Source organism: Aurantiacibacter gangjinensis (assembly GCF_001886695.1).
Classification (GTDB): Bacteria; Pseudomonadota; Alphaproteobacteria; order Sphingomonadales; family Sphingomonadaceae; genus Alteraurantiacibacter; species Alteraurantiacibacter gangjinensis.
In genome coordinates this window covers 1,135,001-1,160,094 of record NZ_CP018097.1, presented here as the reverse complement: position 1 = coordinate 1,160,094, position 25,094 = coordinate 1,135,001, and the positions used below count along the sequence as shown (strand labels likewise).

General features: G+C 64.1%; 29 protein-coding genes and 1 tRNA gene (1 of these 30 cut by a window edge). 21 read left to right on the top strand and 9 right to left on the bottom strand.

Going from position 1 to position 25,094, the window contains the following annotated elements; genetic code table 11:
• Positions 1–44: 44 nt before the first annotated feature.
• The 7 genes from BMF35_RS05695 (at position 45) to BMF35_RS05665 (ending at position 6,025) form a co-directional block, all read left to right on the top strand.
• A complete protein-coding gene (locus tag BMF35_RS05695) occupies positions 45–467 on the top strand; it encodes an endonuclease domain-containing protein (RefSeq protein ID WP_071961177.1) in 423 nt (140 codons plus the stop codon).
• Positions 464–1,054 carry an LOG family protein gene (locus BMF35_RS05690; RefSeq protein WP_047007259.1) on the top strand — a complete coding sequence of 197 codons (591 nt, stop codon included), beginning with the start codon at positions 464–466 and terminating at the stop codon, positions 1,052–1,054. The genes BMF35_RS05695 and BMF35_RS05690 overlap by 4 nt, the downstream gene beginning before the upstream one ends.
• Positions 1,051–2,151: a phytoene/squalene synthase family protein gene (locus BMF35_RS05685; protein ID WP_064971417.1), complete on the top strand. Its 1,101-nt coding sequence runs from the start codon at positions 1,051–1,053 to the stop codon at positions 2,149–2,151. The genes BMF35_RS05690 and BMF35_RS05685 overlap by 4 nt, the downstream gene beginning before the upstream one ends.
• A gap of 124 nt (positions 2,152–2,275) precedes the next feature.
• Positions 2,276–2,728 carry a hypothetical protein gene (locus BMF35_RS05680; RefSeq protein ID WP_156172151.1) on the top strand — a complete coding sequence of 151 codons (453 nt, stop codon included), beginning with the start codon at positions 2,276–2,278 and terminating at the stop codon, positions 2,726–2,728.
• Positions 2,725–3,126, top strand: coding sequence for a hypothetical protein (locus BMF35_RS05675; RefSeq protein WP_047007257.1), 402 nt, complete (start codon positions 2,725–2,727; stop codon positions 3,124–3,126). Before BMF35_RS05680 ends, BMF35_RS05675 begins: the two co-directional genes overlap by 4 nt.
• Positions 3,116–5,008, top strand: coding sequence for an acetyl/propionyl/methylcrotonyl-CoA carboxylase subunit alpha (locus tag BMF35_RS05670; RefSeq protein ID WP_047007256.1), 1,893 nt, complete (start codon positions 3,116–3,118; stop codon positions 5,006–5,008). Before BMF35_RS05675 ends, BMF35_RS05670 begins: the two co-directional genes overlap by 11 nt.
• Before the next feature lie 114 nt (positions 5,009–5,122).
• A complete protein-coding gene (locus BMF35_RS05665; protein WP_047007255.1) occupies positions 5,123–6,025 on the top strand; it encodes an aldo/keto reductase in 903 nt (300 codons plus the stop codon).
• Here the strand turns inward: BMF35_RS05665 and BMF35_RS05660 are convergent.
• Positions 6,022–7,278 carry a multidrug effflux MFS transporter gene (locus BMF35_RS05660; protein ID WP_047007254.1) on the bottom strand — a complete coding sequence of 419 codons (1,257 nt, stop codon included), beginning with the start codon at positions 7,276–7,278 and terminating at the stop codon, positions 6,022–6,024. The two genes, BMF35_RS05665 and BMF35_RS05660, sit on opposite strands and share 4 nt — an antisense overlap.
• Before the next feature lie 89 nt (positions 7,279–7,367).
• Here BMF35_RS05660 and dinB point away from each other — a divergent pair, with 89 nt between their 5' ends.
• Positions 7,368–8,492: a DNA polymerase IV gene (dinB, locus tag BMF35_RS05655; protein WP_047007253.1), complete on the top strand. Its 1,125-nt coding sequence runs from the start codon at positions 7,368–7,370 to the stop codon at positions 8,490–8,492.
• Here dinB and BMF35_RS05650 read toward each other — a convergent pair.
• From BMF35_RS05650 to BMF35_RS05625, 6 genes are all read right to left on the bottom strand, one after another.
• On the bottom strand, positions 8,487–8,954 hold the full coding sequence (locus tag BMF35_RS05650; protein ID WP_047007252.1) for an NUDIX hydrolase: 468 nt from the start codon (positions 8,952–8,954) through the stop codon (positions 8,487–8,489). The genes dinB and BMF35_RS05650 overlap by 6 nt on opposite strands.
• Complete coding sequence (locus BMF35_RS05645; protein ID WP_047007251.1) at positions 8,942–9,562, bottom strand: 6-phosphogluconolactonase; 621 nt, start codon at positions 9,560–9,562, stop codon at positions 8,942–8,944. The genes BMF35_RS05650 and BMF35_RS05645 overlap by 13 nt, the downstream gene beginning before the upstream one ends.
• 47 nt (positions 9,563–9,609) lie before the next feature.
• Positions 9,610–10,071: a Dps family protein gene (locus tag BMF35_RS05640; RefSeq protein WP_047007250.1), complete on the bottom strand. Its 462-nt coding sequence runs from the start codon at positions 10,069–10,071 to the stop codon at positions 9,610–9,612.
• A 93-nt stretch (positions 10,072–10,164) separates the two neighbouring features.
• Positions 10,165–10,725 carry a hypothetical protein gene (locus tag BMF35_RS05635; RefSeq protein WP_052766086.1) on the bottom strand — a complete coding sequence of 187 codons (561 nt, stop codon included), beginning with the start codon at positions 10,723–10,725 and terminating at the stop codon, positions 10,165–10,167.
• A 96-nt stretch (positions 10,726–10,821) separates the two neighbouring features.
• Positions 10,822–10,895 (bottom strand) — tRNA-Gly (locus tag BMF35_RS05630).
• 38 nt (positions 10,896–10,933) lie between these two features.
• On the bottom strand, positions 10,934–11,539 hold the full coding sequence (locus BMF35_RS05625) for a TetR/AcrR family transcriptional regulator (protein ID WP_047007249.1): 606 nt from the start codon (positions 11,537–11,539) through the stop codon (positions 10,934–10,936).
• Between the two features lie 149 nt (positions 11,540–11,688).
• On the opposite strand from BMF35_RS05625, the gene BMF35_RS05620 reads away from it, so the two are divergent.
• The 8 genes from BMF35_RS05620 to BMF35_RS05585 all read left to right on the top strand — a co-directional run bounded on the left by BMF35_RS05620 (position 11,689) and on the right by BMF35_RS05585 (position 20,438).
• Positions 11,689–12,636, top strand: coding sequence for a 3-oxoacyl-[acyl-carrier-protein] synthase III C-terminal domain-containing protein (locus BMF35_RS05620; protein ID WP_206539558.1), 948 nt, complete (start codon positions 11,689–11,691; stop codon positions 12,634–12,636).
• On the top strand, positions 12,633–13,634 hold the full coding sequence (locus tag BMF35_RS05615; RefSeq protein WP_047007247.1) for an NAD-dependent epimerase/dehydratase family protein: 1,002 nt from the start codon (positions 12,633–12,635) through the stop codon (positions 13,632–13,634). Before BMF35_RS05620 ends, BMF35_RS05615 begins: the two co-directional genes overlap by 4 nt.
• A gap of 83 nt (positions 13,635–13,717) precedes the next feature.
• Positions 13,718–14,479 (top strand): MBL fold metallo-hydrolase, encoded by a 762-nt coding sequence (locus BMF35_RS05610; protein ID WP_206539557.1) that lies wholly within the window; start codon positions 13,718–13,720, stop codon positions 14,477–14,479.
• 100 nt (positions 14,480–14,579) lie between these two features.
• Complete coding sequence (locus BMF35_RS05605; protein ID WP_156172150.1) at positions 14,580–15,695, top strand: hypothetical protein; 1,116 nt, start codon at positions 14,580–14,582, stop codon at positions 15,693–15,695.
• Complete coding sequence (locus tag BMF35_RS05600; protein WP_052766084.1) at positions 15,688–16,812, top strand: ATP-grasp domain-containing protein; 1,125 nt, start codon at positions 15,688–15,690, stop codon at positions 16,810–16,812. Before BMF35_RS05605 ends, BMF35_RS05600 begins: the two co-directional genes overlap by 8 nt.
• Positions 16,809–17,825, top strand: coding sequence for an aromatic ring-hydroxylating oxygenase subunit alpha (locus tag BMF35_RS05595; RefSeq protein ID WP_047007245.1), 1,017 nt, complete (start codon positions 16,809–16,811; stop codon positions 17,823–17,825). The genes BMF35_RS05600 and BMF35_RS05595 overlap by 4 nt, the downstream gene beginning before the upstream one ends.
• A 20-nt stretch (positions 17,826–17,845) precedes the next feature.
• Positions 17,846–19,783: a sensor histidine kinase gene (locus tag BMF35_RS05590; RefSeq protein WP_047007244.1), complete on the top strand. Its 1,938-nt coding sequence runs from the start codon at positions 17,846–17,848 to the stop codon at positions 19,781–19,783.
• Positions 19,776–20,438: a response regulator gene (locus BMF35_RS05585; protein ID WP_047007243.1), complete on the top strand. Its 663-nt coding sequence runs from the start codon at positions 19,776–19,778 to the stop codon at positions 20,436–20,438. Before BMF35_RS05590 ends, BMF35_RS05585 begins: the two co-directional genes overlap by 8 nt.
• A gap of 6 nt (positions 20,439–20,444) precedes the next feature.
• On the opposite strand, the gene BMF35_RS05580 is transcribed toward BMF35_RS05585, so the two are convergent.
• Positions 20,445–20,900, bottom strand: coding sequence for a MaoC family dehydratase (locus BMF35_RS05580; protein WP_047007242.1), 456 nt, complete (start codon positions 20,898–20,900; stop codon positions 20,445–20,447).
• Between the two features lie 63 nt (positions 20,901–20,963).
• On the opposite strand from BMF35_RS05580, the gene BMF35_RS05575 reads away from it, so the two are divergent.
• The 5 genes from BMF35_RS05575 to BMF35_RS05555 all read left to right on the top strand — a co-directional run bounded on the left by BMF35_RS05575 (position 20,964) and on the right by BMF35_RS05555 (position 24,390).
• Positions 20,964–21,290: an I78 family peptidase inhibitor gene (locus BMF35_RS05575; protein WP_047007241.1), complete on the top strand. Its 327-nt coding sequence runs from the start codon at positions 20,964–20,966 to the stop codon at positions 21,288–21,290.
• Entirely contained in the window at positions 21,283–21,645 is a 363-nt protein-coding gene (locus BMF35_RS05570; RefSeq protein WP_047007240.1) for a hypothetical protein, read from the top strand. The genes BMF35_RS05575 and BMF35_RS05570 overlap by 8 nt, the downstream gene beginning before the upstream one ends.
• 62 nt (positions 21,646–21,707) lie before the next feature.
• The gene (locus BMF35_RS05565; protein ID WP_047007239.1) at positions 21,708–22,184 is read left to right on the top strand and encodes a hypothetical protein; all 477 of its coding nucleotides are present in this window, start codon (positions 21,708–21,710) and stop codon (positions 22,182–22,184) included.
• Entirely contained in the window at positions 22,181–23,326 is a 1,146-nt protein-coding gene (locus BMF35_RS05560; RefSeq protein WP_047007238.1) for an acyl-CoA dehydrogenase family protein, read from the top strand. Before BMF35_RS05565 ends, BMF35_RS05560 begins: the two co-directional genes overlap by 4 nt.
• 8 nt (positions 23,327–23,334) lie before the next feature.
• Complete coding sequence (locus BMF35_RS05555) at positions 23,335–24,390, top strand: enoyl-CoA hydratase/isomerase family protein (RefSeq protein WP_047007237.1); 1,056 nt, start codon at positions 23,335–23,337, stop codon at positions 24,388–24,390.
• On the opposite strand, the gene BMF35_RS05550 is transcribed toward BMF35_RS05555, so the two are convergent.
• Positions 24,387–25,094: the 3' portion of a fructosamine kinase family protein gene (locus BMF35_RS05550; RefSeq protein ID WP_236781572.1), read on the bottom strand. Its footprint extends 51 nt past the window's final position; only the last 708 of its 759 coding nucleotides appear in the window; its start codon lies beyond the right edge, outside the window; the stop codon is at positions 24,387–24,389. The genes BMF35_RS05555 and BMF35_RS05550 overlap by 4 nt on opposite strands.

The following is a 25,094-nucleotide window of genomic DNA, read 5'->3' as shown; positions in this document are numbered from 1 at the left end:
CGGGGGAGGGGGACCATGCGCAGCATGGTGGAGGGGCACCGAAGGTGATTACCGGACCGCGATCGACAGTTAAACTCGCCCGTAAGTTACGTGGCGAGATGACACTGCCCGAAACGCTCCTCTGGCGAGAACTCAGAAAGCGTCCCAGCGATTTCAAGTTCCGCAGGCAGCATCCGGCGGGCGACTACGTGCTCGACTTTTATTGTGCGAAGGCCAGGCTCGCAATCGAGGTCGACGGACGCGCACACGACAGCGTGGCTGCGAGCTCGAAAGACCACAACCGATCCGCCTTCCTGCGGTCGCGTGGCATTGCCACGACGCGCATTCCTGCGCAGGCGATACTTGACGATATCGAGGCGGTTGTTACGCGCGTCGTCCAGATTTGTGACAGCAGGAGCCCTAGTTTGACCGAACCCCTCCACCATCCTGCGGATGGTCCCCCTCCCCGTCTCGGGGAGGATGTATGACATCTTTCAAACGCCTCGCTGTCTATTGCGGCTCCGCCACGCCTGCCGATCCCGCTTACATGCAGCTGGCACGCCATGTGGGCCGCACGCTGGCGGAGCGCGGGATCGGTGTCGTTTATGGCGGCGGGAAGGCCGGTTTGATGGGCGCGATCGCATCATCCGCGCTGGAAGCGGGCGGCGAGGTGATCGGCGTGATCCCGCAGGCGCTGGTCGACATGGAAGTCGCGAACAAGGACTGCACAGAGCTGCACGTGGTCGACACGATGCATCAGCGAAAGCAGGCCTTTACCGACCTTTCCGACGGGTTCGTGACGCTGCCGGGCGGCGTGGGCACGATGGACGAATTGTGGGAAGCGATCAGCTGGGCGCAGCTGGGCTATCACCAGAAGCCTGTCGGCCTTCTCAATGCGCTGGGATACTTCGACGGGCTTGTTGCGTTCAACCGGCATATGGCCGACATCGGCTTTGTGAGGGAAGCGCACCGCAATATCATGATCATCGACCGGACTATCGATGGCCTGCTTGGCAAAATGGCCGAACACCGGCCCGCCAAGACGATCGTGCAGATGCGCGTGGACGATTTGTGACACGCGGCACGCTCCAGCGCGTCCGGCCCCGGCCCCTCGTCGCAAGCCAGGTCGTGCGCAATACGCCGCGCCAGATGGGCGGCGGGCGCGATCGCTTCGCCCTGATCGGCAAGGCGCGTGACAGCATCGCCAACGGCTCAAAGAGCTTCAATGTCGCCAGCTACCTCTTCGACAAGCCGACGCGCGACCGCACCCACCTGCTCTATGCTTGGTGCCGACGGTGCGACGACATTGCCGACGGGCAGGACCATGGCGGAGAGCTAAAGCTCGACAATGCCAGTGCGCAGGACCGGGTGGAGGCGATCCGCATCCTCACCCACCGTGCGCTCGATGGCCAGCCGACGGCCGATGTCGCCTTCGATGCCCTTGGCCTCGTCGCTGCCGAAGCCGGCATCACTCGCGACATGTGCGACGATGTGATCGACGGTTTCCAGCTGGATGCCGAAGGCTGGATGCCGCGCACGACGGGCGACCTGATGCGCTATTGCTATCACGTGGCAGGCGCCGTCGGTGTGATGATGGCCAAGGTAATGGGCGTGCCGTCCGATGCAGAGGATACGCTGGACCGCGCTTGCGATCTTGGCCTTGCTTTCCAGCTCAACAATATCGCCCGCGACATTGCCGAGGATGATGCCGCAGGGCGCTGCTATTTGCCGCAGGAATGGCTGGCGGAGTTCGACATTCCGCCCGGCGAGCACATGAAGCCGCAGCATCGCACCGCGCTGGTCAAGATGGCCAAGCGGCTGATCGATATGGCCGAAATCCACGATGCGCATGCCCGCATCGGCGCGGGCCGCCTGCCGTTCCGGCGCCGCTGGGCCATCCTCTCCGCCGCCAATATCTATGGTGCCATCGGCGAGGAAGTGGTGCGACAGGCGGAACTGGCGTGGGACAACCGCGTCCACACGACTGCTCTCGAGAAATTGGGGCACGTCGTGGCGGCGCTGAAAGAGTCGGTCTCCGGCTCGTTCGAACCGCAGCAGGAGCGTGAATGGACGCGCGGCAAGCTGCTGGTCATGGCCCGAATGGCAGGCCCAGCCGCTGGCGTGCCCAACACGCCGATCCGCGATGAAGGCGTGCGCCGCAAGGACGACTGACGCTTGCGCGGCAGTTGCAATTGCAATCGCGCACGGGCATCCGCTTCGCCAGAGGAGATGGCCCGGCATGAAAATGCTTTTGCGATATTTTGCAGCTGTCGTGCTTGCGGTTGCGCCCCTAAACGTGGCCGCCCAAGATGCAGGCGAAGACGATCACCGCGGCGATTATGCCGATCCGGATGCGAACCGGGTGATGGCCACCGTCTATGCATTCATGGACGGTCTTGAGGCGCGTGATGCCGAAGCCATGCGCGCGCAGGTGATCGACGGAGCGTCAGTTACGGTCGTGCGCCAGACAGGCGATGGCAACATCGTGCGCAACATGGAAATGGACGCCGTGATCGATGCACTCGCTGCTGCTGAAGGCACGGTGCTGGAGCCGCTATTCGGCGAGTATCCGATTCTCGAAGGGCCGGTCGCCATAGTGTGGGCCCCGTTCATCTATTACCGCGATGGCGCGTTCAGCCATTGCGGCGTCAATATCTTCAACCTCGTCGACACCGGAGCGGACTGGCGTATCGCCAGCGTCACTTACAGCCATGTCGAAGAGGGTTGCATGGAGCCAGCCAACCGATGAGGCTGGAAACCGATCGCATCACCATCGCGGATGTTTCGCCAGAGCAGCTTCACGCGGAACTGGCGCGGCTCGGCGAAGACAACGGGCGCGCCATACTCAGTGCGGACGACACTACTTACATCCAAACCGCCGTCTTCGATAACGGCTTCGTGATCGAGCGGCGCGATGGCGGCGGGGAGGACACGCATTTTCACGCCGTGCCCCGCCATGCCGAACTGCCGCCTCCCGCACCGCGACCGGAGCGGCGCTGGTGGGAGAAGCTTCTCTTGTCAGACAATATCCTGACATCGGAATGCGCTTTTACGCTGGAGCAGGTGCAGCGGATTTTCGCCGACTACCTCGCCGGCCGCCAGAGCGACATTCCAAGACAATGGGACCAAGGTTTCTGTGATAGATAAACTCCTCATCGCCAATCGCGGCGAGATTGCCTGCCGCATCATCCGCACCGCGCGCGAAATGGGCGTGGCGACGGTGGCCGTCTATTCCGATGCCGACGCCAAGGCCCTGCATGTGCGCTCTGCCGACGAAGCGGTGCATATCGGCCCTTCCCCTGCTGCCGAAAGCTACCTCGTCGGCGAGAAGATCATCGCCGCGGCCAAGGAGACAGGCGCCGAGGCGATCCATCCAGGCTACGGCTTCCTGTCCGAGAATGCCGCCTTTGCGCAGGCCGTTATCGATGCGGGCCTCATCTGGGTCGGCCCCAAGCCTTCAAGCATTGAGGCCATGGGACTTAAGGATGCCGCCAAGAAGCTGATGCGCGAGGCGGGCGTGCCGGTAACGCCCGGCTATGAAGGCGAGGGCCAGTCAGTCGAGCGCCTTCGCAAAGAGGGCGATGCCATCGGCTATCCCGTACTCATCAAGGCCGTTGCGGGCGGCGGCGGTAAGGGCATGCGCAAGGTGGATGCGGCTGCGGATTTCGAAGCCGCACTGGAAAGCTGCCGGCGCGAGGCCAAGGCCAGCTTCTCCAATGACGAAGTGCTGCTGGAAAAGTGGATCACCTCGCCCCGCCATATCGAGGTGCAGGTCTTTGGCGACAGCCACGGCAATGTCGTCCACCTGTTCGAACGCGACTGCTCGCTCCAGCGCCGCCACCAGAAGGTGATCGAGGAAGCGCCCGCCCCCGGCATGGACGAGGCAACCCGCGAGGAAATCTGCGCCGCCGCCGTGCGCGCGGCGAAAGCGGTCGATTACGAGGGCGCAGGCACGATCGAATTCATCGCCGACGCCAGCGAGGGCCTGCGCGCCGACCGCATCTTTTTCATGGAAATGAACACACGGCTCCAGGTGGAACACCCTGTTACCGAGGAGATCACCGGGGTCGATCTGGTGGAATGGCAGCTGCGCGTGGCGAGCGGCGAGCCGATCCCGCTGAAGCAGGAAGAACTGAGCATTACGGGTCATGCGATAGAGGCCCGGCTCTATGCGGAAGACCCGGCCAGCGGATTCCTGCCGAGTACGGGACGTCTGGACGACCTAGTTCTCGATGAAGCGGAAGCCCGCATCGACACCGGCGTCGAAGCCGGAGACGCCGTCTCGCCTTTCTACGACCCGATGATAGCCAAGGTCATCGTTCACCATGAAAACCGTGAAGAAGCGCTGCGATCGCTCAAAACGACGCTGAACGAGAGCCTCGTCCATCCGGTCAGGACCAATAAGGGCTTTCTATACGAGTGCCTGGAACACCCCGATTTTGCAGCGGGCAAGCTCGATACCGGCCTGATCGAGCGTGCGGGAGAAGCGCTGATGCCATCGGCGCAGCCGAGCCAGCACGCCGCAGATGTTGCGGGCGCACGATTGCGCAGCGATTACTTCGATTGGCGCGCTCCGAGAGAAGTCCAGCTTGTGCAGGAATTGCACGGCTTTCGCCTCAACGCGGAGCGGCGGATTACAGCCGATATCTGGTCGGCAGGCCAGCATTACAGCGCGCGAACCGATCAATACGGATTGCTGGCGAGCTATGGCAACCCTGACCATACCGTTCTGGTGACCGAGCGCGGCCGGGACTGGCATTTTGCACCCCGGCCGGATCGTGGTGGTTCTGCAGCCTCTGCTGCCGACGGCGATATCCTCGCGCCGATGCCGGGCAAGGTCATCGCAGTCGATGTGGCAAAAGGCGATACCGTCGCCGCAGGCCAGCGCCTGATGGTGCTCGAGGCGATGAAGATGGAACACGCGCTCACCGCGCCGTTCGATGGGACGGTTACCGAACTTTCCGCCAGCGAAGGGGGGCAGGTGCAGGTCGAGGCGCTACTCGCGCGGGTTGAGGCTTCGGGCGAGTAAACCTAACCCGCTCATGCTGAGCTTGTCGAAGCATCGTTTCTTCTTCTGCAGCGTACTTAAGAGGTGAAGAACGACCCTTCGACAAGCACAGGGTGAGCGGATAGAGGGCGGTACATGACCCACCTCCCCGCCCCGCGCCGTCGCCGTCTCGGCACAACCGGTATCACACCCAGCCCGCTGGGCTGGGGTATGTGGCGCACGGGCGGCAGCGTGGATGAAACGGCAACGCTGCTCCACGCGGCGCTCGACGCCGGGATCGACCTGATCGACACAGCCGATATCTACGGCTGGACCGGTTCCGGCGGGTTCGGCGATATCGAAGCCTTGCTGGGCGAGGTTCTGCGCGGCGAACCGGGCATGCGCGATCGTATCACTCTGGTCACGAAGGGCGGCATCTGTTTACCCAAGCCCTATGACCAGTCGCGCGACTACATGGAAAGCGCGCTCGATGCGTCGCTTGGACGGCTGGGCACCGACAGGATCGACATTTACCTGATCCATCGTCCGGATATCCTCACCCACCCGCAGGAGCTGGCGCGCTTTCTGGACGATGCGGTGGCAAGCGGAAAAGTCCGCGCATTCGGCGTCTCCAATTTCACCACCGCTCAGATCGCCACGCTCGATGCGATGCTGGATGCTCCGCTGTCCGTTACGCAGCCCGAAATCAGCCCCTTGCGGATCGAACCGCTTACCAATGGCGAAATGGATCAGGCGATGGAGCTGGGCTTGCTGCCCATGGCGTGGAGCCCGCTCGCCGGTGGCCGGCTGATGCAGCCGCAGACCGCGCGGGAACTGGCGGTCGCAGAGGCTTTGGATTCGGTTGCGGAACAGCACGCAGTCTCTCGCGCAGTCGCCGCCTATGGCTGGCTGATGGCGCATCCGGCGGGCATCGTGCCTATCGTGGGATCGCAAGATCCTGTGCGCATCACCGAAGCCGCACAGGCAATGGGAATGCGCTGGACGCGGGCCGAATGGTACGGCGTCTACACCGCAGCACGCGGAGAGCCACTGCCTTAGGGTATGGGGGCCGATGTGCCCGGCGGCGTCTTGCGGCGGAACAGCTTGCCGCGCTCACTGAACAGGACGATGGCCAATGCCAGCAACCCGCAGCTGAACATGCTCGCCGCCAGCGGCAACGCGGTGCCATCGTAAAGGTTGCCGATCAGCGCTCCCAACACCGCGCCCGTGCTCATGCGCACGGCCGTTTGCGCACTGCTGGCGGCTCCTGCGATATGGTAGAAGGGTTGCATGGCGATGGACGCGAAATTGGCGCCGATGAAGCCGAGCATGGCCATGGATATGCTCATCAAGACGATGAACTCTGCAAGGCTTTGTGGCTGCGCGCGCGCGCTGAGCAATTGTCCGATCGAGATGCCGATGAAAACCAGCAGTGCTACATGGCTCACCCGGCGCGCTCCGAAGCGTTCCACGATGCGCGAATTGGTGAAATTGGCCGCCACCATGCCCAGCACCGCGCCGCCGAAGATCAGTGCGAAATAGTCGCCCATGCCGAATGTTTCGGCAATCAGTTGTTGGCTGGAATTGAGGAAGCCGAACAGGGAGCCGAAGACCAGCGCACTGCCCACCACATAGCCGATGGCTCCACGGTCGGTCAGCGCAGTGCCCATGTTGCGCAGGATGGTGCGCGGATCGATATCCTGCCGGTTATCGTCCTGCAGCGTTTCGGGCAACCGCCCCCAAACCCACAGGCCAACGCCCGTGCCCATCACCGCCATCGCGCCGAAGATCGCCCGCCAGCCGGCAAAATACATGATCGCCTGACCGATGGCAGGCGCGAGGATGGGCACGATCAGGAAGATCATCATGATAAGGCTCATCAGCCGCGCCATGCGATCGCCGCCTACGTGATCGCGCACGATGGCAGCGGGCACCACGCTAAGCCCTGCACACAGCACGCCTTGTGCCAGCCGAATTGCCAGCAGCACATCGTAATCGGTCGCAAGCGCGCAGGCGAGCGAGAGCGACACATAGGCGATCAGCGCCAGCCCGAGAATGGGCCGCCTGCCGAACTTGTCGGCAAATGCGCCGGGGAAGAATGCACCAACGCCCGCTCCCAGAAAATAGGCGGCGATGACCCATTGGCGGCGATTGCCGTCGGCACCCATTTCTTCCGCCATCTGGCCTAGCGCAGGCAGCATGGCATCGATGCCGAAAGCCTGCAGGCTCATCAGCAACGCCATCAGCACAATCAGCTCGCGCTCCCCCAGCGCGCGCGGTTTCAACGCAATTTTCGATTTCGTAGAACTCACGAGGGCGTCTGTGCGCCGCGACACGACAAAAGGGAAGCGACTTCTGGCCGGGGTCGCAGGCGCGCTGCAGAATGACTATAGAAGGGGCGATGGACGCGCAGCCTGACAATGCCGAGGATGGTGGCGAAGCCGATGGCCTGCGAAAGATCATCCATGTCGATATGGACGCCTTCTTCGCCAGCGTGGAGCAGCGCGACAATCCGGAACTACGCGGGAAGCCCGTCGCCGTTGGCGGATCGAGCGGGCGCGGCGTCGTGGCCGCAGCCAGCTATGAAGCACGCAGGTTCGGCGTGCGCAGCGCGATGCCCAGCGTCACTGCCAAACGCAAATGCCCGGACCTGATCTTCGTCAAAAGCCGCTTCGATGCCTATCGCGAGGCGAGCGAGAAAATCCGCGCGATCTTCCATCATTACACACCGGATGTCGAGCCGCTCAGCCTCGACGAAGCCTATCTCGACGTGACCGAAGACCGGCACGGTATCGGCTCTGCTACCGCCATCGCGCAGGCTATCCGCAAGGCCATTTTCGAGACCACGCAGCTGACGGCGAGCGCAGGCGTTTCCTACAACAAGTTCCTCGCCAAGCTGGCGAGCGACCAGAACAAGCCCAACGGGATTTGCGTCATCAGGCCGGGCGAAGGTGCAGCCTTCGTGCAAAGTCTGCCGGTGCGGCGCTTCCATGGCATCGGGCCCAAGGGCGCGGAGAAGATGGCGCGGCTGGGCATTGCCACGGGGGCGGATCTTGCGGCGAAAGATCGCGAGTGGCTGGGCCAGCATTTCGGCAGTTTCGGCGACTATCTCTACCGCGCCGCGCGCGGGATCGATCTGCGCCCGGTGCGCACCAATCGCACGCGCAAAAGCATTGGCGGGGAGCGGACGTTCAGCGAAGACATCTCAACCGATGCCGAACTGCGCGAAACGCTGGAGCGGATCATCGATATCGTGTGGGAACGGATCGCGGCAAAGGAAGCGCGCGGGCGCACGGTAACGTTGAAGCTGAAATTCAACGATTTCCAGATTGCCACGCGTGCGCGGTCCCTGCCCCAGCCGGTCGGTGACAAGGATCGTTTTGCCGAGGTCGCTCGGGAGATACTGGAAGGCGAATTGCCGCTTCCCATGCCGATCCGGCTCATGGGGCTGACGCTCAGCAATCTGGAGCGCAAGGATGGCGAGCCTGCCCGCAGACGCGACGATAGCCAGCTTTCGCTGCTATAGCATTCCGCGTTCGCGCAAACGGCGCTTCGAGATCGGCGTGATGGTCAGTCCGGGCAGCGCCGCCACGGCGAACCAGCGCGCTTCCACGATTTCGCGTCCGTCGACGCGAGGCTCTCCATCCGGGCGCGCTGTGAAAATATAGGCGGTATGGCTGGAGCGGGAAAGCTGCTCTGTCACGGTGTCGAGCAATTCGAGGTCGATCAGACCGACGCCCAGCTCCTCGGCAATTTCGCGGCGCGCAGCCTCGGCAGGATCCTCACTCTCGCCCAGCCCGCCGCCGGGGATGGCCCAACCTTCGGGGCCGTAGGAGTGGCGGACCAGTAGCACGCGCTCCGCCTCGTCTCGCAAGATGACGGCAACACCGGCAATATCGGGCCGCGCCATGCGGCGGTACCGGCGGCGCAGCCGGTAGGCGACGCGCAGCGCAATGCGGTGCGCGGGCGCGGGGATCAGGTGAAGCACGTGACCTTCTGCTCAGCCGCACCCAGCACCCGGGCAACCGGCAGATCATGCTCACCCTCAACCGCCGCATCGAAAACAGCCCGCTTGTCGTCGCCGCGGATCACGAACATCAGCGCATCGCTATCCAGCAGAGCGGGCATGGTGAGAGTAATACGGTCGAATGGCGCTTCGGGCGGGAGCGGATCGGGCGTCAAGCGCTTGATGCTGGCGTCCTCGTCCACTTTCGGATCGAAGTTGGGGAACAGCGAAGCAATGTGTCCATCCGCGCCCATGCCAAGCCAGACCAGCGCGAAATGCGGCACCTGCTCCATCACCGTCAGCGTGGCGACCTGCGCGCCGGCCGGCTCGAACAGCGCGCGGATTTTCCCCGTATTGCTGGCCTCGTGATCCTCGGGCACCACGCGGTCATCGCCGGGCCACACGGTCACGCGCGCCCAGTCGAGATCGGCTTTCACCAGCTCTTCCATGATCGGGAACGGCGTGGAGCCGCCAGGCACGCTGATGGCAACAGGCGCTTGGTTGACTGCCAGCGCTTCCGCCAGCGCAGCTTCGATGAAAGCGGCGATTTCGGAGTCGGATGCGCCTTCGATAATGTGGATGTCTGCCATGCGGCCAGTCGGTAGACCCGCCGCCGCATGGCAGGCAAGCGCTCTTTCTATTGCAGCGTCGAACTGAGGAACCAGACACGCTCTTCGGCCTGGTCGGTCCAGTCGTCGATCAGGCCGTCAGTGGCATTGTCGCCAACCTCTTCAGCGTGCGTCTTGAGTTCCTTCAGGCTCTTCACGAGCTTGGCATTGTCGTCACGCAATTCGCGGACCATGTCTTCTGCTGAAAGATCGGTGCGGTCCTGGTCGGCGATCTGCGTCGCCTTGGCGACCGAGCCGATGGAAGTCAGCGTCATCGCGCCATTCTTGCGCACCCGCTCTCCGATGATGTCGATCTGGTCGCGGATTTCGATGGCATGCTCGTCGAACAGAAGGTGCAGGTCGCGAAAGCGCGGCCCCGTCACATGCCAATGAAAATGCTTGGTCTTGAAATAGAGCGCGGTGTAGTCTGCCAGCAAGCCGTTCAGCCCGTCGATCAGTGCGGTTTTCGAATTGTCGCCGGAATCGGCCATGTGTGTCGTCCTTTCGAGTGTGTTTCCTTCTCAACGGACAAACCACGCGCGCGTTTCACGAAGTGGGGATGTCAGTGTCATCGACTGCGCCGATCAGCCGATGAGGTTACGACCGACCAGAACGATTACTACGGCAGCGAGTATCAGCGCGGCAGCGACGATCCTGCGCACGGGATCGAGCGGCAGCGTGTCCCAATCCTCCGCCGCGACCAGCGCCGCCACAAGCACCGCGATGGCAGCGGTAGCGCCGCCCGCTGCCGCCAGCGCCAGCTCTCCGGTCGCGATGGCCATGGAGAGGATGATAAAGCCGCTCGCATCGGTCACCATGCCCAGCAGCAGGACCAGCGTGATCGCACCCATAGAGCGGGTCGGCTCGCGCGGTTTGGCCGGCGGGGATCGCAGCAACAGCTCAAGCCCGGCCAATCCCAGCGCCACGGCCACGACCACAGGCTTGTAACTCGGCGCGATCAGCGGGGCGAGGCTGCCCGCGATCCACGCCGCCAGCGCCGCTCCCAGCAAAGCCGCGACGAAGATGATGACCAGCAACGGCGCGGTCCAGCCAAGGCTCGCCTTCAGCCGCGCTACCCGCACGGCGTCGCGGCCTGCCAGCATGGCAGCCGCTACGGCGATGAAGGTGAGGAAAAATGCGGGCATTGTTCAATCTGGAGCGGGTGGAATAGGAGCGAAAGCGAAGATGGCTGCGCGAAGCGCGGCCAACGGAACCGAACCCGCCCACCCGGCGAAAACGCATGGAGCGGGTGAAGGGAATCGAACCCTCGTCGTCAGCTTGGGAAGCTGCTGCTCTACCATTGAGCTACACCCGCATTTGCGGACGATGCCCTGACTTATGGCACCGCGCAGGTCAATCTGTTTGCGCCTCCAGCACCTCCAGCACACGCTCCAACGCCTGACCTGCCGGATCGGTTTCCTGCATCAGGGCAAAGCTGCCCGATAGCCATAAAGCGCAATGGCCGTGGACCACCGCGATGAGCGATCGCACCAGTCGCTTGGTCTTCTCGTCGGGCTCGCCCAGCCCCATCCACCGTGTCACTTCCCGGTCCACGATGGCCGTCAGGCCCTCGCGCGCGCCGACATCCTCGGGCGCGATATCGACCTGTTTGTCGATCCGGTGGTCGTAGATGGCGAGCCAGAGGTTGGCGTGCTTCATCGCGAAGCTGAAATAGGCGAGCACCAGCGCCTCGATCCGCGCGGTCCCGTTTGACGGCGTGCCGTCCAGCGCGGCCTCCAGCCAGTCGCTCCAGCGGCGGAACGTGCAGCTATTGACCGCGAGCAGGTAGGCATCGAGCGAGCCGAACACATTGTAGAACGTGCCCACCGAATAACCCGCCCGCCGCGCCGCTTCGCGTGCGGAGAATTTCGCGAAACCCCGCTCTGCCAGCAGGGCGTGCCCCTCCTCCAGCAGCAAGGTGCGCAGCTCATCGGGCGTGTGATCGGACCGTCTTCCCATGGAGATGTGGATAAGCGCAAAATTGAACGTTGTGTAATTTTTAATTGAACAGTGTCTAGTTTTGCGCGATGCTAACAGTGAATCAGAGGGAGACGACCACGATGTTGAGTGGTTTCACGATTGCAGGATGGGGCGCATACCGCCCGCGCATGGCAGTGCGTTCAGCGGCGCTGGATGCGCGATACGGAGAGGCCGAGGGCTGGACCGAGGAACAATTCGGCATTGCCAGCCGCCATGTGGCCGCGCCGGATGAAACGAGTTCGATGATGGCCGCACAGGCGGCGCGCGCGGCTCTCGCCATGGCCGGTTGGGACGAGGCGGACTTCGACGCGATTATCGGCGGATGCGGCGTGATGGAACAGCCCATCCCCTCCACCGCCGCGCTGGTGCAGGATAGGCTTGGCCTCGGCCAGTCGGGCATCGTCGCTTTCGATGTGAACCAGACATGCCTCGGCTTCATGACCGCGCTGGATGTGGTCGGCATGGGCATTGCGACCGGGCGCTGGAAACGCGTGCTCGTGTTTGCGTCCGACATCGCTTCCTGCAGCCTCGATCCGGCCAATGCCAAGGCGCGCTCCATCTTCGGAGACGGCGCGGCTGCCGTCGCCATCGAGGCCGATGACAGCGGCGAACGCGGCATCGCTGCCAGCCGCTTCGTCACCAACGGCGCGCATCACGAACTGGCGCAATTGCGCGCTGGCGGCACGAAATTGCGGGTCGAGGAAGGCTATGATGCGCTTGTCGCCGGATCGCGCTTCGAGATGGACGCCTTCGGTATTTTCAAGGCCGCAGCCAAGGCGCTGCCGGGCGTGATCGAGGGAGCTTTGCAGGATGCGGACATCGCCAGAAACGACCTGGCATGCATTATCTGTCACCAGGCCAGCGCGCCGGGCGTGGAGCATGTGAAACGCCTGTTCGCGCCGCATGAGGATCGCGTGGTCGATATCTTCGCCACCCATGGCAACCAGATTGCAGCATCCATCCCGACCTGCCTCGCTTATGCGCTGGATGAAGGCCGCGCAAAGCCGGGCGACCATGTTTTGCTGCTGGGAACGGCTGCAGGGATCAGCGCAGGTGCTATGGTAGTGCGGATATGAGCAAGCGAACCATTCTTATCACCGGCGCGACCGGCGGGCTTGGCAAGGCGCTGGTGCGTGAAGCGCTGGCGCGCGGCCACGGTGTGCGGGCCACGGGGCGCAAATGCACGATTGGCGACGAACTCGCGGCCATGGGCGCCGAGTTTCGCTGGTGCGACCTTGCCGATCCCGCCGCCGATGTTTTCGACCTGGTGCAGGGCTGCGACAGCGTGATCCACGCCGCCGGGCTCTCCGCCAGCTGGGGTCCGCGCGAGCAATTTGAGCGTGTGAATGTCGACGGCACGCGCGTAATCGTCGAAGCGGCTAGAGCGGCGGGATGCAGCCGCTTCGTCGTCATCTCCTCGCCATCGATCTTCGCCAGCCTGCGTGATCGCACAAAGATCACGGCAGATGCAGCGCCCGGCGATCCGCCGCTCAACCATTATGCCAGCACCAAGCTGGCGGCCGAGCGCCTCGTCCTCGCGGCTGCTGACGAGAACTTCGCCACCGTCGCGATCCGTCCGCGCGCATTGGTAGGCGATGGCGACCAGGTCATCCTGCCCCGCCTCGCCGAAATTGCCGCCCGCAAGCGGGTTCCGCTGCCGCGCCACGGGAAAGCCATGATCGAGCTGACCGATCTGCGCGATGCGGCCTGGGCCTGCCTCGAAGCGGAAGAGCGCGCGCCCGCCACCAGTCCGGTGGCGATCAACATTTCAGGCGGCAAACCGATTGCCGTGGGGGAGCTGGCGCGAAAGGCAGCGGACGCTCTAGGTCTCTCGCCCAAATTTGCGAACCTGCCCCTGCCGCTCGCGCATGGCGTCGCGCGGCTGTTGGAATATGGCGCGCGCGCCCTCCGCCTGCAGAAGGAGCCGCCGCTGACGCGCTATACGCTATCGACGCTCGGCTATTCGCAGACTTTCGATCTCGCACCGGCGAAGATGCTGCTCGGTTACGAGCCGCGATACGATGCCGTCGCCACGCTGCTGGAGCAGGCGGCGGCCATGCGGAACAGCGCATGAAGCGCGTAGGCTTTCGCTGGCTGAGGCGTGGATCGTGTCGCCATCCCGAGCTTGGCATGATCCGGGGCGGGAGCCTGTGCCCGGTGACATTTCCTGCAATGGTCGGCGTCATCGCGCATCCGACTCGCGGGCATTTTCTGTTCGACACAGGCTACGATCCGTTCTTCGTGGAGGCGACCGAGACCTTTCCCGAACGCTTCTATCGCTGGACGACGCCTGCACAGATTGGCGCGGGCGACGAATGGCGGGAATGGCTCGCCGCGAACGACATTGCCGAGGACAGCCTCGCGGGCCTTCTCGTTTCGCATTTCCATGGCGACCACGTGGCGGGCGCCAGCCGCATGGCGCATCTGCCGATGTATTGCGCGCGCGCCGGGCTCGACACTCTGCGCAGTGGTGGCCGCTTCGCGCGGGTGCGCAAAGGCCTGTTGCCCGGACTGGTGCCGGAAGCGATGGATGACAAAGCGCTCTTCTTCGAGGACATGCCGGAACGGCCCCTGCCTGCCGAGTTCGCGCCGTTCACATCTGGCCGCGACATTCTCGGCGATGGCAGCCTGCTGGCGGTGGAATTGCCCGGCCATTGCAAGGGGCATTGGGGCCTCGCTTTCGTCACCGAGGAAGGGCAGGCGGTGTTGCTCGCGGGCGATGCCGTCTATTCGGGCCGCGCCATCGACGAGAACCGCCCGCCGCCGCGCTTCGTCACCAATCTGCTAGGCGACACACCGACCTATCACGCCACGCTCGCGCGATTGCGGGAAGCGGACGGCAAGGGTGCCGATCTCGCCATCCTACCCGCCCACTGTCCCGTTCGCGCCGCACGGTTCCGAGGCGAGGATGCGGACTGAAATCCTGCGATCCTGGTGGCGGACAAAGCGGGCCATGCGCATGTCCGCGCGCGCATTGCATCGGCACAGGCAGGCGCAATTTGAAGCGCTGTCGGATGCGATGGCAGCAACGCCCGCCCTTGCCGGTCACGCAGGCAAGCCGCTGCCTTGCTATCCCGTCACCGAGATTGCCGAGATGCGCGCCAATTACGGGCAGTGGAGTAGTCTCGGCCTGTCCGATGAAGCGCTTCGCGCCATGGCGGATGCCGCAGAGGCGAGCGAGACGACCGGCGATGTCAGCGCGGGATGGTCGACAGGTTCGGGCGGCGGAACGCGCGGCCTGTTCGTGGCCGACGCTACGGAGCGGGTGGACTATATCGGCCAGAGCCTTGCGCGCCTGCTACCATGGCACGCCCTTCTCCGACCGCAGCGCATCGCCCTGCACCTGCGCGCGGGAAGCGATCTCTACAGCGATGTAGGGCAGCGTCGCATTTCCTTCCGCCATTTCCCGCTGTCGGGCGATATTGCCGACACCGCGCAGCAGCTTCATGCCTTCGCTCCCACTATCCTCATCGCCCCCGCGCATCGCCTGCTGGGCTTCGTCGATGCCGGACTGCGGCTGCCAAGGATGCGCTATCTCTTCCATGGCAGCGAGCCGATGAGCGAGGCCGAACGTGCTGTGATCTTCGCGCATTTCGCCCTGCCGCCGCGCGCGATCTGGCAAGCGACCGAGGGCTTCCTTGCCGCCGAATGCGCGCATGGCCGGCTGCATCTGAACGATCATTCGATGGCCATCGAGCTGGAACCGATCCCCGGCACCTTGGCCTGTCGCCCGGTTATCACCGATCTGCGCCGCCGTAGCCAGCCGGTCGTGCGGCTGCGTGGAGACGATGTGGTAGAGCGTCTACCGGGCGCGAAATGTTCGTGCGGTTTTGCAGGGCGCATTATCCGTGCGCCACAGAGCCGTGTCGGCGACATCTGGCGCTTCGGAGAGACGTCTATCCTGCCGCGCGAGGTGGTGGACGCGGTCGAGAAGGTGCTCGGCGGCGCAACGCGCTGGCAGGCTATCGCCAGCCCCGAACACGTAACGCTTCGTACCGACCCTCGCGGCGTGCGAGAGCAGGCTGAGGGCGCCCGAGAGGCGCTACAGGCGCTCGTCCCCGTCGCCGTCGAGCTACGACGTGACCTGCCGCCATGGCCCGGACCGAAACGCCGCAAAGTGGTCTGGCATGGCTGAGCGCATCCTCATCACCGGTGCCCGCGCCGCTGCCGCGCTGGATCTGGCGCGTGACTTCAAGGCTGCCGGGTGGGAGGTGCATCTGGCGGACAGCGTCGATGCCCGAATGGTGCGCTGGTCGCGGCTGGATGCGGCGCTACACCGCTATTCTTCGCCCGCCTTCGAGCGTCAGGCCTTTCGCGCCGACATGCGCAGGCTGGTCCAGCAAGTCGATCCGGCGATCATCCTGCCCGCTTGCGAGGAGGTGTTTCATCTTGCCGCTTGGGCCGAGGCGGATGGCAAGATGGGGCGGCTTTACGCGCCGAGCCTTCAAACGCTGACGACGCTTCACGACAAACTGGCTTTCGCAAGCTTTGCAGCAGCGGCAGGCATCTCTGCACCGGAGACGCTGCGATACGATCTGCCCCCGACCGATCCGCGCGAATGGGTTTTCAAGCCGCGCTTCAGCCGGTTTGGCGAACAGGTGCTGGTCGGCCCTCGCACAGCCCCGCCGCCGCAGAAGGGCTGGCTGATGCAGCGCCGCATATGCGGGCAGGAAGCATGCTTTTACGCGGTGGCGCATCGCGGCCAGGTGACCGCGTTCAGCGGGTACACCACGCCGTGGCGGCTTGGCGGCGGGGCTGGGTTCGCCTTCGCGCCGCTGGATGGGCAGGCGGCGGGGAAGCCTCGTGAGATGGCTCAACGCCTCGCCGAAGCTGCCCAGCTCACCGGGCAATTCGCCTGTGACGCAATCATCGATGCGCACGGCCAGCCGCATCTGATCGAATGCAACCCGCGCGCCACCAGCGGGGTGCACCTGTTGACGGGGCGCGGCGATCTCGCCCGGGCCATCGCGGAAGGTGCATCGCTCGCGCATGCCGACCCACAGCCCGCCTTTATCGGCCCCGCCATGCTCGCTTACGGTCTTCCCATGGCCTTCCGCAAAAACCGCTTGGCCGAATGGCGTGCGACCATGCGCGCGGGGCGCGATGTGACTGGACGCGGTGGTGACCGGCGCGCGGCGATAGGCGCGATGCTGGATGGGGCGCGCTTTACCGCCAGCGGCATTCGGCGCGGCATTACCGCCACCGCGGCCACCACTCGCGATATCGAATGGAACGGGGAGGATCTAGCATGAGCGAATTTCCGCAGGCCGTGCGCGAGGCGTGGCACATGGTCGCGCTGTCGAGCGATGTGCGGCGCGGCCAAGCGCGCAAGATCACGCTGATGGACACGCCGATCGCGCTATTCCGCAATGGCGAGGGGCTAGGCGCGCTGGTCGATCGCTGCCCCCATCGCAATTACCCGCTTTCGGAGGGATCGGTGCGCGACGGCACGCTGGAATGCCCTTATCACGGCTGGCGGTTCGAGCGTGACGGCACCTGCCGCGATGTGCCGGGATGCAGTCTCGACAATGTCGACATCAGCCGCCTCTCCGCAAAGGCACTGCGCGTCTGCGAGCGCCACGGTGCGATCTTCGTCACATTCGGCGACGCAGCCCCCGCCGCGCCGCCGCTGCCGCCCGATTTCGGCAACCCCGATCTCGATCATTTCTGGTGGCAGCAGGGCACGTGGCAAGGCCGTGCATTCGATGCCATCGAGAATGTGATGGACCCGTTCCATACCGGCCACCTGCATCATGGCTTCATCCGCCGCCGCGACAAACGCCATCCGGTGGAGCTGGTGGTGGAAAGCCATGGCAATTCCATCGCCATGACGATCCACCAGAGCGCGCCCGACCACGGCATCATGTCGCGCGCGCTGGAGCGGGATCGCACCTGCTCGGTCAGCCATTATTATCCGCCCACCACCGTGCAGGCGCGCTGGGAAGGCGAGACGAAGTTGACCCTGTGCGTCACCGCAATCTTCACACCCGCAACGGATGGCACTTTCACGCCGTTCGCACGGTTCTCTACGCCGAAAGGGTTCGCGCCGTCATGGCTGAAGCAGGGGGCGATCCGGCTCTTCCTTAATCCCGTGGTCGCGCAGGACCGGCGCGCTCTTGAAAAGCAGCACCGCGTCATGCAACATTTCGGCCAGCCGCGCTTCGTCAGCGGTCCGGGCGATATATTGGAGGACCGCCTGCACCGACTCTGGAAAGGCGAGACCATCGCCAGCGGGGAAGACCCGCCGGTGGCCGCGCGCCTCTAGCGACCCACCATCCCTATGGCATGCTGCGCCAAAGCCGCCTGCCATATTTGGGGCAGATGGTCGGGATTAGCTTCTACAGGTTTCGCGCGAAGGTCGGCGCGGATGCGCGCTGGCGCGAATGGCCGCATTTGCTGCTCGCCATTGGCGTGGTGCAGGCGGCATACTGGCTGCTGATCGCCCCGGCGTTCTATCCCGTCCCAAGACCGGCCGAGCAATTTGCGATCGAGCGGGTCGAAATTGCCCAGCTTGAAACGGCAGGCGCGGCTGGGCTGTCGCAGGCAAGTTTCGAAAAGACGGCGCTACCGGTCGATCTATGTTGCGAGAGCGCGCTCTATGCGTTCCGCCTGACATTCCAGGTCGACACCGTACCCGCAGATGGGCTCGGCGAAGTCTCCCACGCCCATGCAGACAATGTCTTCACCTACGTAAACGGTGAACTCGCTTTCGGGCGGGGATCGGTGGAGCCGGGCCTTTCCACCATGCATAGCTATGCCGAACGACCCGTACGGCGCATCCCGCCCGCGCTTCTGCGCGAAGGCACGAACACAATCACCTATGTCGCCGCCGCCGGCGCGGGAGGGCATGGGATCTATGTGCACGATCCTGTGATCGGGCCGTATAAGCCGGTTTACGAAACCCAGCAGATGCAGGCCTTCCTGCGTGACGAATATCTTGTCGCCAGCGTCACCATTGGTCTCTCGGTCGGCCTGATTGCCCTGCTCGGCTGGCTGCGCAGCGGGCGTAATCCCTTCCTGTTCTGGATGGGCATGCTGTCGGGCAGTTGGGGCCTGTCGCTTTTGATGATGATGACGGATGCGCCGCCGCTTGCGGCCGGGCCGTGGATCCACCTCAATTCCGTGGTCGGCATGGTCATACCGCTCGCCGGAGTGAACCTTGCCAACAATTGGGGGCCGCGCAGCATACCGCGCCTGTTGCCCGCCAGCCTCGCAATCTGGGTGGCCGCCATCACGGCATCGTCCATCCTCATCGCCGAGCGCGGTATGGGCGGGCCAGCCGAATGGGTGCTGTTCGCCACAACTGCCCTCTACGCTTTTATCTATTCGGCACTGATCGTCTGGAACCTGCCCGCCATCGGGCGCGAGAGGCATTGGGAAGCGGCGGTTTTCCTGCTGCTGGCTACCATCGCCGTGGCGATGGCGGTTTGGCAGATTTTCGGCACGGGCACGGGCATGCCCACCAATTACGCCGTGCCGATCCTGCTGCTGGCGCTGGTCGCCGCTTTCGTCGCGCGCAATATCCGCCTGTTCCGCTCTGCAGAAGACATTGCCGGACTGCTAAAAGTGAAGCTGGACGAGCGCACGGCGGAGCTCGGCGCGGCCCATGCGCGCGAAAAGACCTTGCTGCGCGAACAGGCCCATCAGGAAGAGCGCCGCCGGATCATGGCGGACATGCACGATGGCATGGGCTCCAACCTCATGAGCATGCTGCTTTCCGCCCGGCGCGGCAATGCGGAGCCTGAAGCCGTAGCGCGCGGCCTGCAATCGGCCATCGACGAGATGCGCCTGATGATCGATTCCATGGATTCAGTGGGCGAGTCGCTCGGTGCGGCGCTGGTGCTTTTTCGCGAAAGGGCGCAAAGCCGCGTCACCGATGCCGGTTTCGCCTTTGCGTGGCACCAGCCTAGCGATACGACCCTACCACTGCTCCAGCCGCGACCTGTGTTGCAGGTTTTCCGGGTGTTGCAGGAGGCTGTGACCAATGCTCTCAAACATTCCGATGGCGACACGATCACCGTAGATGTGGCATCGCGCAGCATTGCCGTGCGCGATAACGGTTCATCTGTGGGCAAGGTTCGCGCGGGCGGACGAGGCCTTGAAAATATGGCAGCACGGGCGGAGATGATTGGCGGAGAGTTTACCTTGCAGCGGGAATGCGACTGGACCGTTGCCCGCATCCAGCTGCCCGACAGCACTTTGGGGGACAAGACCGATGGCTAATGCGCGCGTCGCTATTCTCGATGATGATCCGGCGATCAGGGAGCACCTGACCGAAATCGTCACCTCCTGCCCGGATTACGATCTTGCCGGCACAGCGCCCACTATCGCCCGGGCCAGGGATTTGGTCGTGCGAAAGCAGCCGGACCTGTTTCTGGTGGATGTGGGACTGCCCGATGGCAGCGGCATAGATTTCATCGGCTTTGCCAAGCAGCAGCGCGACTGCAAGGTGCTGATGATCACCAGTTTCGGCGACCGCGAGACGGTGGTGCGCGCGCTCGAAGCGGGGGCGGACGGCTATCTGCTGAAGGATTCGACGCCAGCCTCCATCCTCGATGGCATTGCCGCCACGCTGGATGGCGGCGCGCCGATCAGCCCGTCTGCCGCCACCTACTTGCTGGAGCGCCTGCAGGGTGACGGTCCGCAGGCCACCAGCACCAGCGACGATCCCGATGCCGCACCGCTCACGGCGCGCGAGGTCGAGCTGTTGGAGGTTTTTGCAAAAGGCATGAGCTACAAGGAAGCCGCCCGCGCGCTCGACATTTCGCCGCTGACGGTCGGCAATCACGTCAAGTCCATCTACCGCAAGCTCGCCGTCCACTCGCGCGGGGAAGCGGTCTATACCGCCATCCGTTCGGGGCAGCTGAAGATCGACTGATTGCTTTTATTCGTCCGGGCGGCGGCGTTGCAGGCTGGTACGCTGGCAGCTGGCCACGAGCGTGTCGTCCTGGTTGTAAGCCCGATGCGCGAGGGTGACGATGCCTTGGTCGGGCCGTGACTTGCTGCCGCGCAGGGCCAGCACCTCGGTCTCGATCCGCAGCGTGTCGCCTATGAAAACGGGCGCTGGAAAGCGCACCTCGTCCCAGCCCAGATTGGCGACAGCCGTGCCCTGCGTCGTATCGTTCACGCTGATGCCCACCATCAGGCTGAGCGTGAAGCAGCTATTCACCAGCACGCGCCCATAATCGGTGCCTTTCATATATTCGGCATCGAGGTGCAGCGCGGCGGGATTGTGCGTCATCGTGGTCATGAGGATATTATCGGTCTCGGTCACCGTGCGGCGCAGCGGGTGGTCGAACACCTGCCCCACGCTGAAATCCTCGAACCACAATCCGGCCATGGTAATCACTCCTTCAGGGATGGTCCCTAGCGTGCAGGCCGGATGGAAGCTAGGATAGCGCGCATGAAACACGCCTTTGCCTCTCTCGCCCTGTCGGCGCTTTGCCTGCCGGCCCTTGCCGCCTGCGCCGCCACGACCCAGCCGCCATTCGACGAGGACGGCAATCCGCGCGTGCGGGAGGAGACCGCCATGTGCAATGCCGATGCCGCGCAGGACATGATCGGAGAGCGCGCCACGCAAGAGGTTGGCACGCGCCTGCTGGAAATGACCGGCGCGCGCACGCTGCGCTGGGTGCCGCCGGACACGGTCGTTACGATGGATTACCGGCCCGACCGGCTGACCGTCACCTACGATGGCGATTACATGATAGAACGGATTACCTGTGGCTAGCCGCAGCCTCGGCTTCGCGCTGTGCGCAACCGCGCTGGCGCTCTCTGCGTGCGGTGACGATCTGGAATCGCGCAATGAGGCGGTAATGGCTTCGCGGCACGAACCCAGCCGCGTAACGATCGAACAGCCTTCGCGCCGCGACGCTCCCCGGCCTGCCGCGACCACGGCGACATTCTCCGATGACGAGGATACCGGGCGGGAGGAACGCGATACGGAAGGCGAAACCGTCTACGTCGATGCCGAGCCAGAAAGCCTGATCGACACAACGGAAGGCTTCGCTGCCGAGCCGATGGACGATGCCTCGGGTTTCGATCCCGCTCCGATGGATGAAGACGACTGGGGCGCGGAGGACTAGCCCTTCGCGACACGCACAGGCGCGAACCGGTTGCACCTGCAATCGGTTTTTGACATGGGGTGATGATGATCACCCGTATGGCCACACCCCTCGCGCTGCCGCTCTGCGTCGGCCTTTTCCTCTCAGCATGCTCTCCCGATACGGCCGAGCCCGCATCGGGAGAAAACAGTGCCGGTCCGTTGGCGCAGCAGTCCGTCTCCAATGAAACGGCGCCAACGGCGGATGCAGCATCGTCGGCAGAACCGGCTCTGATAAACGGCATACCGGAAACGATGCTTGGCGTGTGGGGCGACGAGCTCAGTTGTCAGGGCTTGTCGGATGGCCGGCTCGAAATCACGCCGCAGCGCGTGGAGTTTCATGAGAGCGTCGGCGAGATACAGGTCGCCAGCACGCAAGGGGAATGGACCGAGTTTGCACTGGCCATGTCCGGTGAAGGCGAAACATGGGAAAGCACCGAACGTTTCCGGGTCACCGATGAAGGTATCGAACGCGAGACCGGCGGCACCGTGCGTCCGCGCTGCGCGGAGGAATACCAGTGACCGGCCAGTTCCAGCTGAATGAAGACCAGCTTGCCATCCAGGAAATGGCGCAGCGCTTCACCGCCGACAACATCACGCCGCACGCTGCCGAATGGGACGCGAAGTCGCATTTCCCCGTCGATACGATCAAAAGCACGGCGGAGCTGGGCTTCGGTGCGATCTATGTGAGCGAGGAAAGCGGCGGCATCGGCCTCGGGCGGCTCGAAGCGGCGCTGATCATGGAAGCCATGGCCTATGGCTGCCCCACCACCAGCGCCTTCATATCCATCCACAACATGGCCGCGTGGATGATCGACACTTTCGGCGGACAGGAGCTGAAGGATCGCTACCTGCCTGACCTGATTTCGATGGAGAGGTTGGCGAGCTATTGCCTCACCGAACCGGGCAGCGGATCGGATGCGGCGGCATTGAAGACCACCGCGCGCGTGGATGGTGACGATTATATCATCAACGGCACCAAGCAGTTCATCTCCGGCGGCGGGGTGAACGATGTCTATGTTGTGATGTTGCGCACGGACGACCACAAGACGCGCGGCATCACCTGCGTGGTGGTGGACAAGGATACGCCCGGCGTCAGCTTCGGCGCGCCAGAAAAGAAGCTGGGCTGGAATGCCTCCCCCACCGCGCAGGTCATTTTCGAGGATGCGCGCGTGCCCGTCGCCAATCGCGTGGGCGCGGAGGGCGAAGGTTTCCGCTTCGCCATGGCGGGGCTTGACGGCGGTCGCTTAAACATCGGTGCCTGCTCGCTAGGCGGCGCGCAGCGCTGCCTCGACGAGGCGGTGGCCTATGCCAAGGATCGCCAGCAATTCGGCGCGCCGATTGCCGATTTCCAGAACACGCAGTTCATGCTTGCCGATATGGCGACCGACCTCGAAGCCGCGCGCGCGCTGCTTTACCTCGCCGCCGCCAAGGTGAGCGACAATGCGCCCGACAAGACGCGCTTTTCCGCCATGGCCAAGCGTCTCGCCACGGATAGCGGCAGCAAGGTCGTGAACGATGCGCTCCAGATCTTCGGCGGCTACGGCTATTTGAAGGATTATCCCATCGAACGCTTCTGGCGCGATTTGCGCGTGCACTCGATCCTGGAGGGCACCAATCAGGTGATGCGCATGATCGTGGGCCGCGACATGCTGCGGCAGTGAGGACGACCATGACTGACGATCTCCACATCCACACCCACGGCGCTGCGGGTCATATCTCCCTTAACCGCCCCAAGGCCCTGCACGCGCTGACGCAGGAGATGTGCGAAGGGATGTCCGATGCGCTGCTGGGCTGGCGCGAGGACGAGGCGGTATCAGCCGTCATCCTCGATCACGCCGAAGGCCGCGGCTTTTGCGCGGGCGGCGACGTGCAGCTGGTGCGCAAGTCGGCTTTGGAAGACGATGGCAAATCGGGCCGGGTCTTCTTCCATGCGGAATACCGCCTCAACCATCTGATGTTCACCTATCCCAAGCCCCTTGTAGCCTTCATGGATGGCGTGACGATGGGCGGCGGCGTGGGCATTTCCCAGCCATGCAAATATCGGGTCGCAACCGAAAACACGCTGTTCGCCATGCCCGAAGGCACGATCGGGCTGTTCCCGGATGTGGGCGCGGGCCACTACCTGCCGCGCCTGCGCGGAGCGACAGGCAAGTTTCTCGCCCTTACAGGCGCGCGGCTCGACGGGGCGGAATGCCTCTGGGCGGGCCTTGCCACCCATTACCTTGCATCGGAAAGCCTCGCCGAGGCGAAGGCGCGCATCGTCGCAGGCGAGGATGCGGGCATGGTTCTGGACGACATGGCGAGCCCGGCGCCCGAGGCCAGGATCGCAGGCAATGCGGAAACGATCGACCGCCTGTTCGCCGCCGATACGCTGGAAGGCATTATTGCGGCGCTCCACGATGATGGCGGCATGTGGGCCGAGACCGAATTGAAGGCCGTGCGCGCCAAATGCCCCACGACCTCCAAGGTTGCGCTGCGACAGTTCGTGGCCAATGCGGATTGCGCCGATTTCGCCGCGAACATGCGCATGGAATATCGCATCGCCAGCCGCATGATGCTGCGCCACGACTTCGCTGAGGGCGTGCGCGCCCTGCTGATCGACAAGACCGGCGATCCGCAATGGGATCCGGACACACCGGAAGGCGTCTCCGATGCGCTTCTGGATGCAATCTTCGCCGAGGATCCTCCCGGCGGCGAATGGACGCCCTTCCCCGAAGCGGTCTAAGCGCCAAGCGCATCCAGCGCAGAGACCACCGAGCCGCGATAGCTGTGGCCGAACAGGCGCAGATGCACCAGTAAGGGCCAGAGGCGGTAGATCGGCAATCGCTCGCGCCAACCGGCTTCCAGATCGAGTGCATCGAAAAAGCTGTCCGGCGGGTTGTCGAACAGGGTCAGCATGGCGACATCCCCCTCGCGGTGTCCGACATAGCTCGCAGGATCTATCAGTGCCGCCAGCTTGCCTTGGTGGAACAGCACATTGCCGCCCCACAGATCGCCATGCAGCAGAGCCGGCGGCGGGCTGACAGGCAGCAATTCCGACAGCCGCTTCGCCAGCTTTTCGAGGCGCGCAGTGATCGAGCCATCCACCTTTTCGCCATGGCAAAGCAGGCGGTGGCGCGCCCAGAATTCGGGCCAGTTGTCCTGCGGCGTGTTCGGAATGGCCAGAGGGCCGAAAGCGTAGTCGACGTCCCAGCCATAGGTTGCAGCGCGCGGCGCGTGCAGCCGATGCAGCGCTTCGGCCAGGCTGTCCCAGCCCTTCGCGCCGTCCGCTTCGACATGATCCATCAGCAGCAGGCCATCGGCAGCGTGGTGGACCTCCGGCGCAGGTACCCCGCTCGCCGCGATGGCGCGCAGCATATCGGCCTCGCGCTCTACCAGCGGTCCGCCCTTCGCTACCAGCTTGCGACCGTCAGCCAGCTCGACCAAAGC

What these genes read in the sequence shown, in the direction of transcription:
- BMF35_RS05690 (WP_047007259.1), top strand. Translation starts at nt 464, where the DNA reads ATGACATCTTTCAAACGCCTCGCTGTCTATTGCGGCTCCGCCACGCCT.
- BMF35_RS05675 (WP_047007257.1), top strand. Translation starts at nt 2,725, where the DNA reads ATGAGGCTGGAAACCGATCGCATCACCATCGCGGATGTTTCGCCAGAG.
- BMF35_RS05665 (WP_047007255.1), top strand. Translation starts at nt 5,123, where the DNA reads ATGACCCACCTCCCCGCCCCGCGCCGTCGCCGTCTCGGCACAACCGGT.
- dinB (WP_047007253.1), top strand. Translation starts at nt 7,368, where the DNA reads ATGGACGCGCAGCCTGACAATGCCGAGGATGGTGGCGAAGCCGATGGC.
- BMF35_RS05645 (WP_047007251.1), bottom strand. Translation starts at nt 9,562, where the DNA reads ATGGCAGACATCCACATTATCGAAGGCGCATCCGACTCCGAAATCGCC.
- BMF35_RS05640 (WP_047007250.1), bottom strand. Translation starts at nt 10,071, where the DNA reads ATGGCCGATTCCGGCGACAATTCGAAAACCGCACTGATCGACGGGCTG.
- BMF35_RS05635 (WP_052766086.1), bottom strand. Translation starts at nt 10,725, where the DNA reads ATGCCCGCATTTTTCCTCACCTTCATCGCCGTAGCGGCTGCCATGCTG.
- BMF35_RS05625 (WP_047007249.1), bottom strand. Translation starts at nt 11,539, where the DNA reads ATGGGAAGACGGTCCGATCACACGCCCGATGAGCTGCGCACCTTGCTG.
- BMF35_RS05620 (WP_206539558.1), top strand. Translation starts at nt 11,689, where the DNA reads ATGGCAGTGCGTTCAGCGGCGCTGGATGCGCGATACGGAGAGGCCGAG.
- BMF35_RS05615 (WP_047007247.1), top strand. Translation starts at nt 12,633, where the DNA reads ATGAGCAAGCGAACCATTCTTATCACCGGCGCGACCGGCGGGCTTGGC.
- BMF35_RS05605 (WP_156172150.1), top strand. Translation starts at nt 14,580, where the DNA reads ATGGCAGCAACGCCCGCCCTTGCCGGTCACGCAGGCAAGCCGCTGCCT.
- BMF35_RS05600 (WP_052766084.1), top strand. Translation starts at nt 15,688, where the DNA reads ATGGCTGAGCGCATCCTCATCACCGGTGCCCGCGCCGCTGCCGCGCTG.
- BMF35_RS05595 (WP_047007245.1), top strand. Translation starts at nt 16,809, where the DNA reads ATGAGCGAATTTCCGCAGGCCGTGCGCGAGGCGTGGCACATGGTCGCG.
- BMF35_RS05590 (WP_047007244.1), top strand. Translation starts at nt 17,846, where the DNA reads ATGCTGCGCCAAAGCCGCCTGCCATATTTGGGGCAGATGGTCGGGATT.
- BMF35_RS05585 (WP_047007243.1), top strand. Translation starts at nt 19,776, where the DNA reads ATGGCTAATGCGCGCGTCGCTATTCTCGATGATGATCCGGCGATCAGG.
- BMF35_RS05580 (WP_047007242.1), bottom strand. Translation starts at nt 20,900, where the DNA reads ATGGCCGGATTGTGGTTCGAGGATTTCAGCGTGGGGCAGGTGTTCGAC.
- BMF35_RS05575 (WP_047007241.1), top strand. Translation starts at nt 20,964, where the DNA reads ATGAAACACGCCTTTGCCTCTCTCGCCCTGTCGGCGCTTTGCCTGCCG.
- BMF35_RS05565 (WP_047007239.1), top strand. Translation starts at nt 21,708, where the DNA reads ATGATGATCACCCGTATGGCCACACCCCTCGCGCTGCCGCTCTGCGTC.
- BMF35_RS05555 (WP_047007237.1), top strand. Translation starts at nt 23,335, where the DNA reads ATGACTGACGATCTCCACATCCACACCCACGGCGCTGCGGGTCATATC.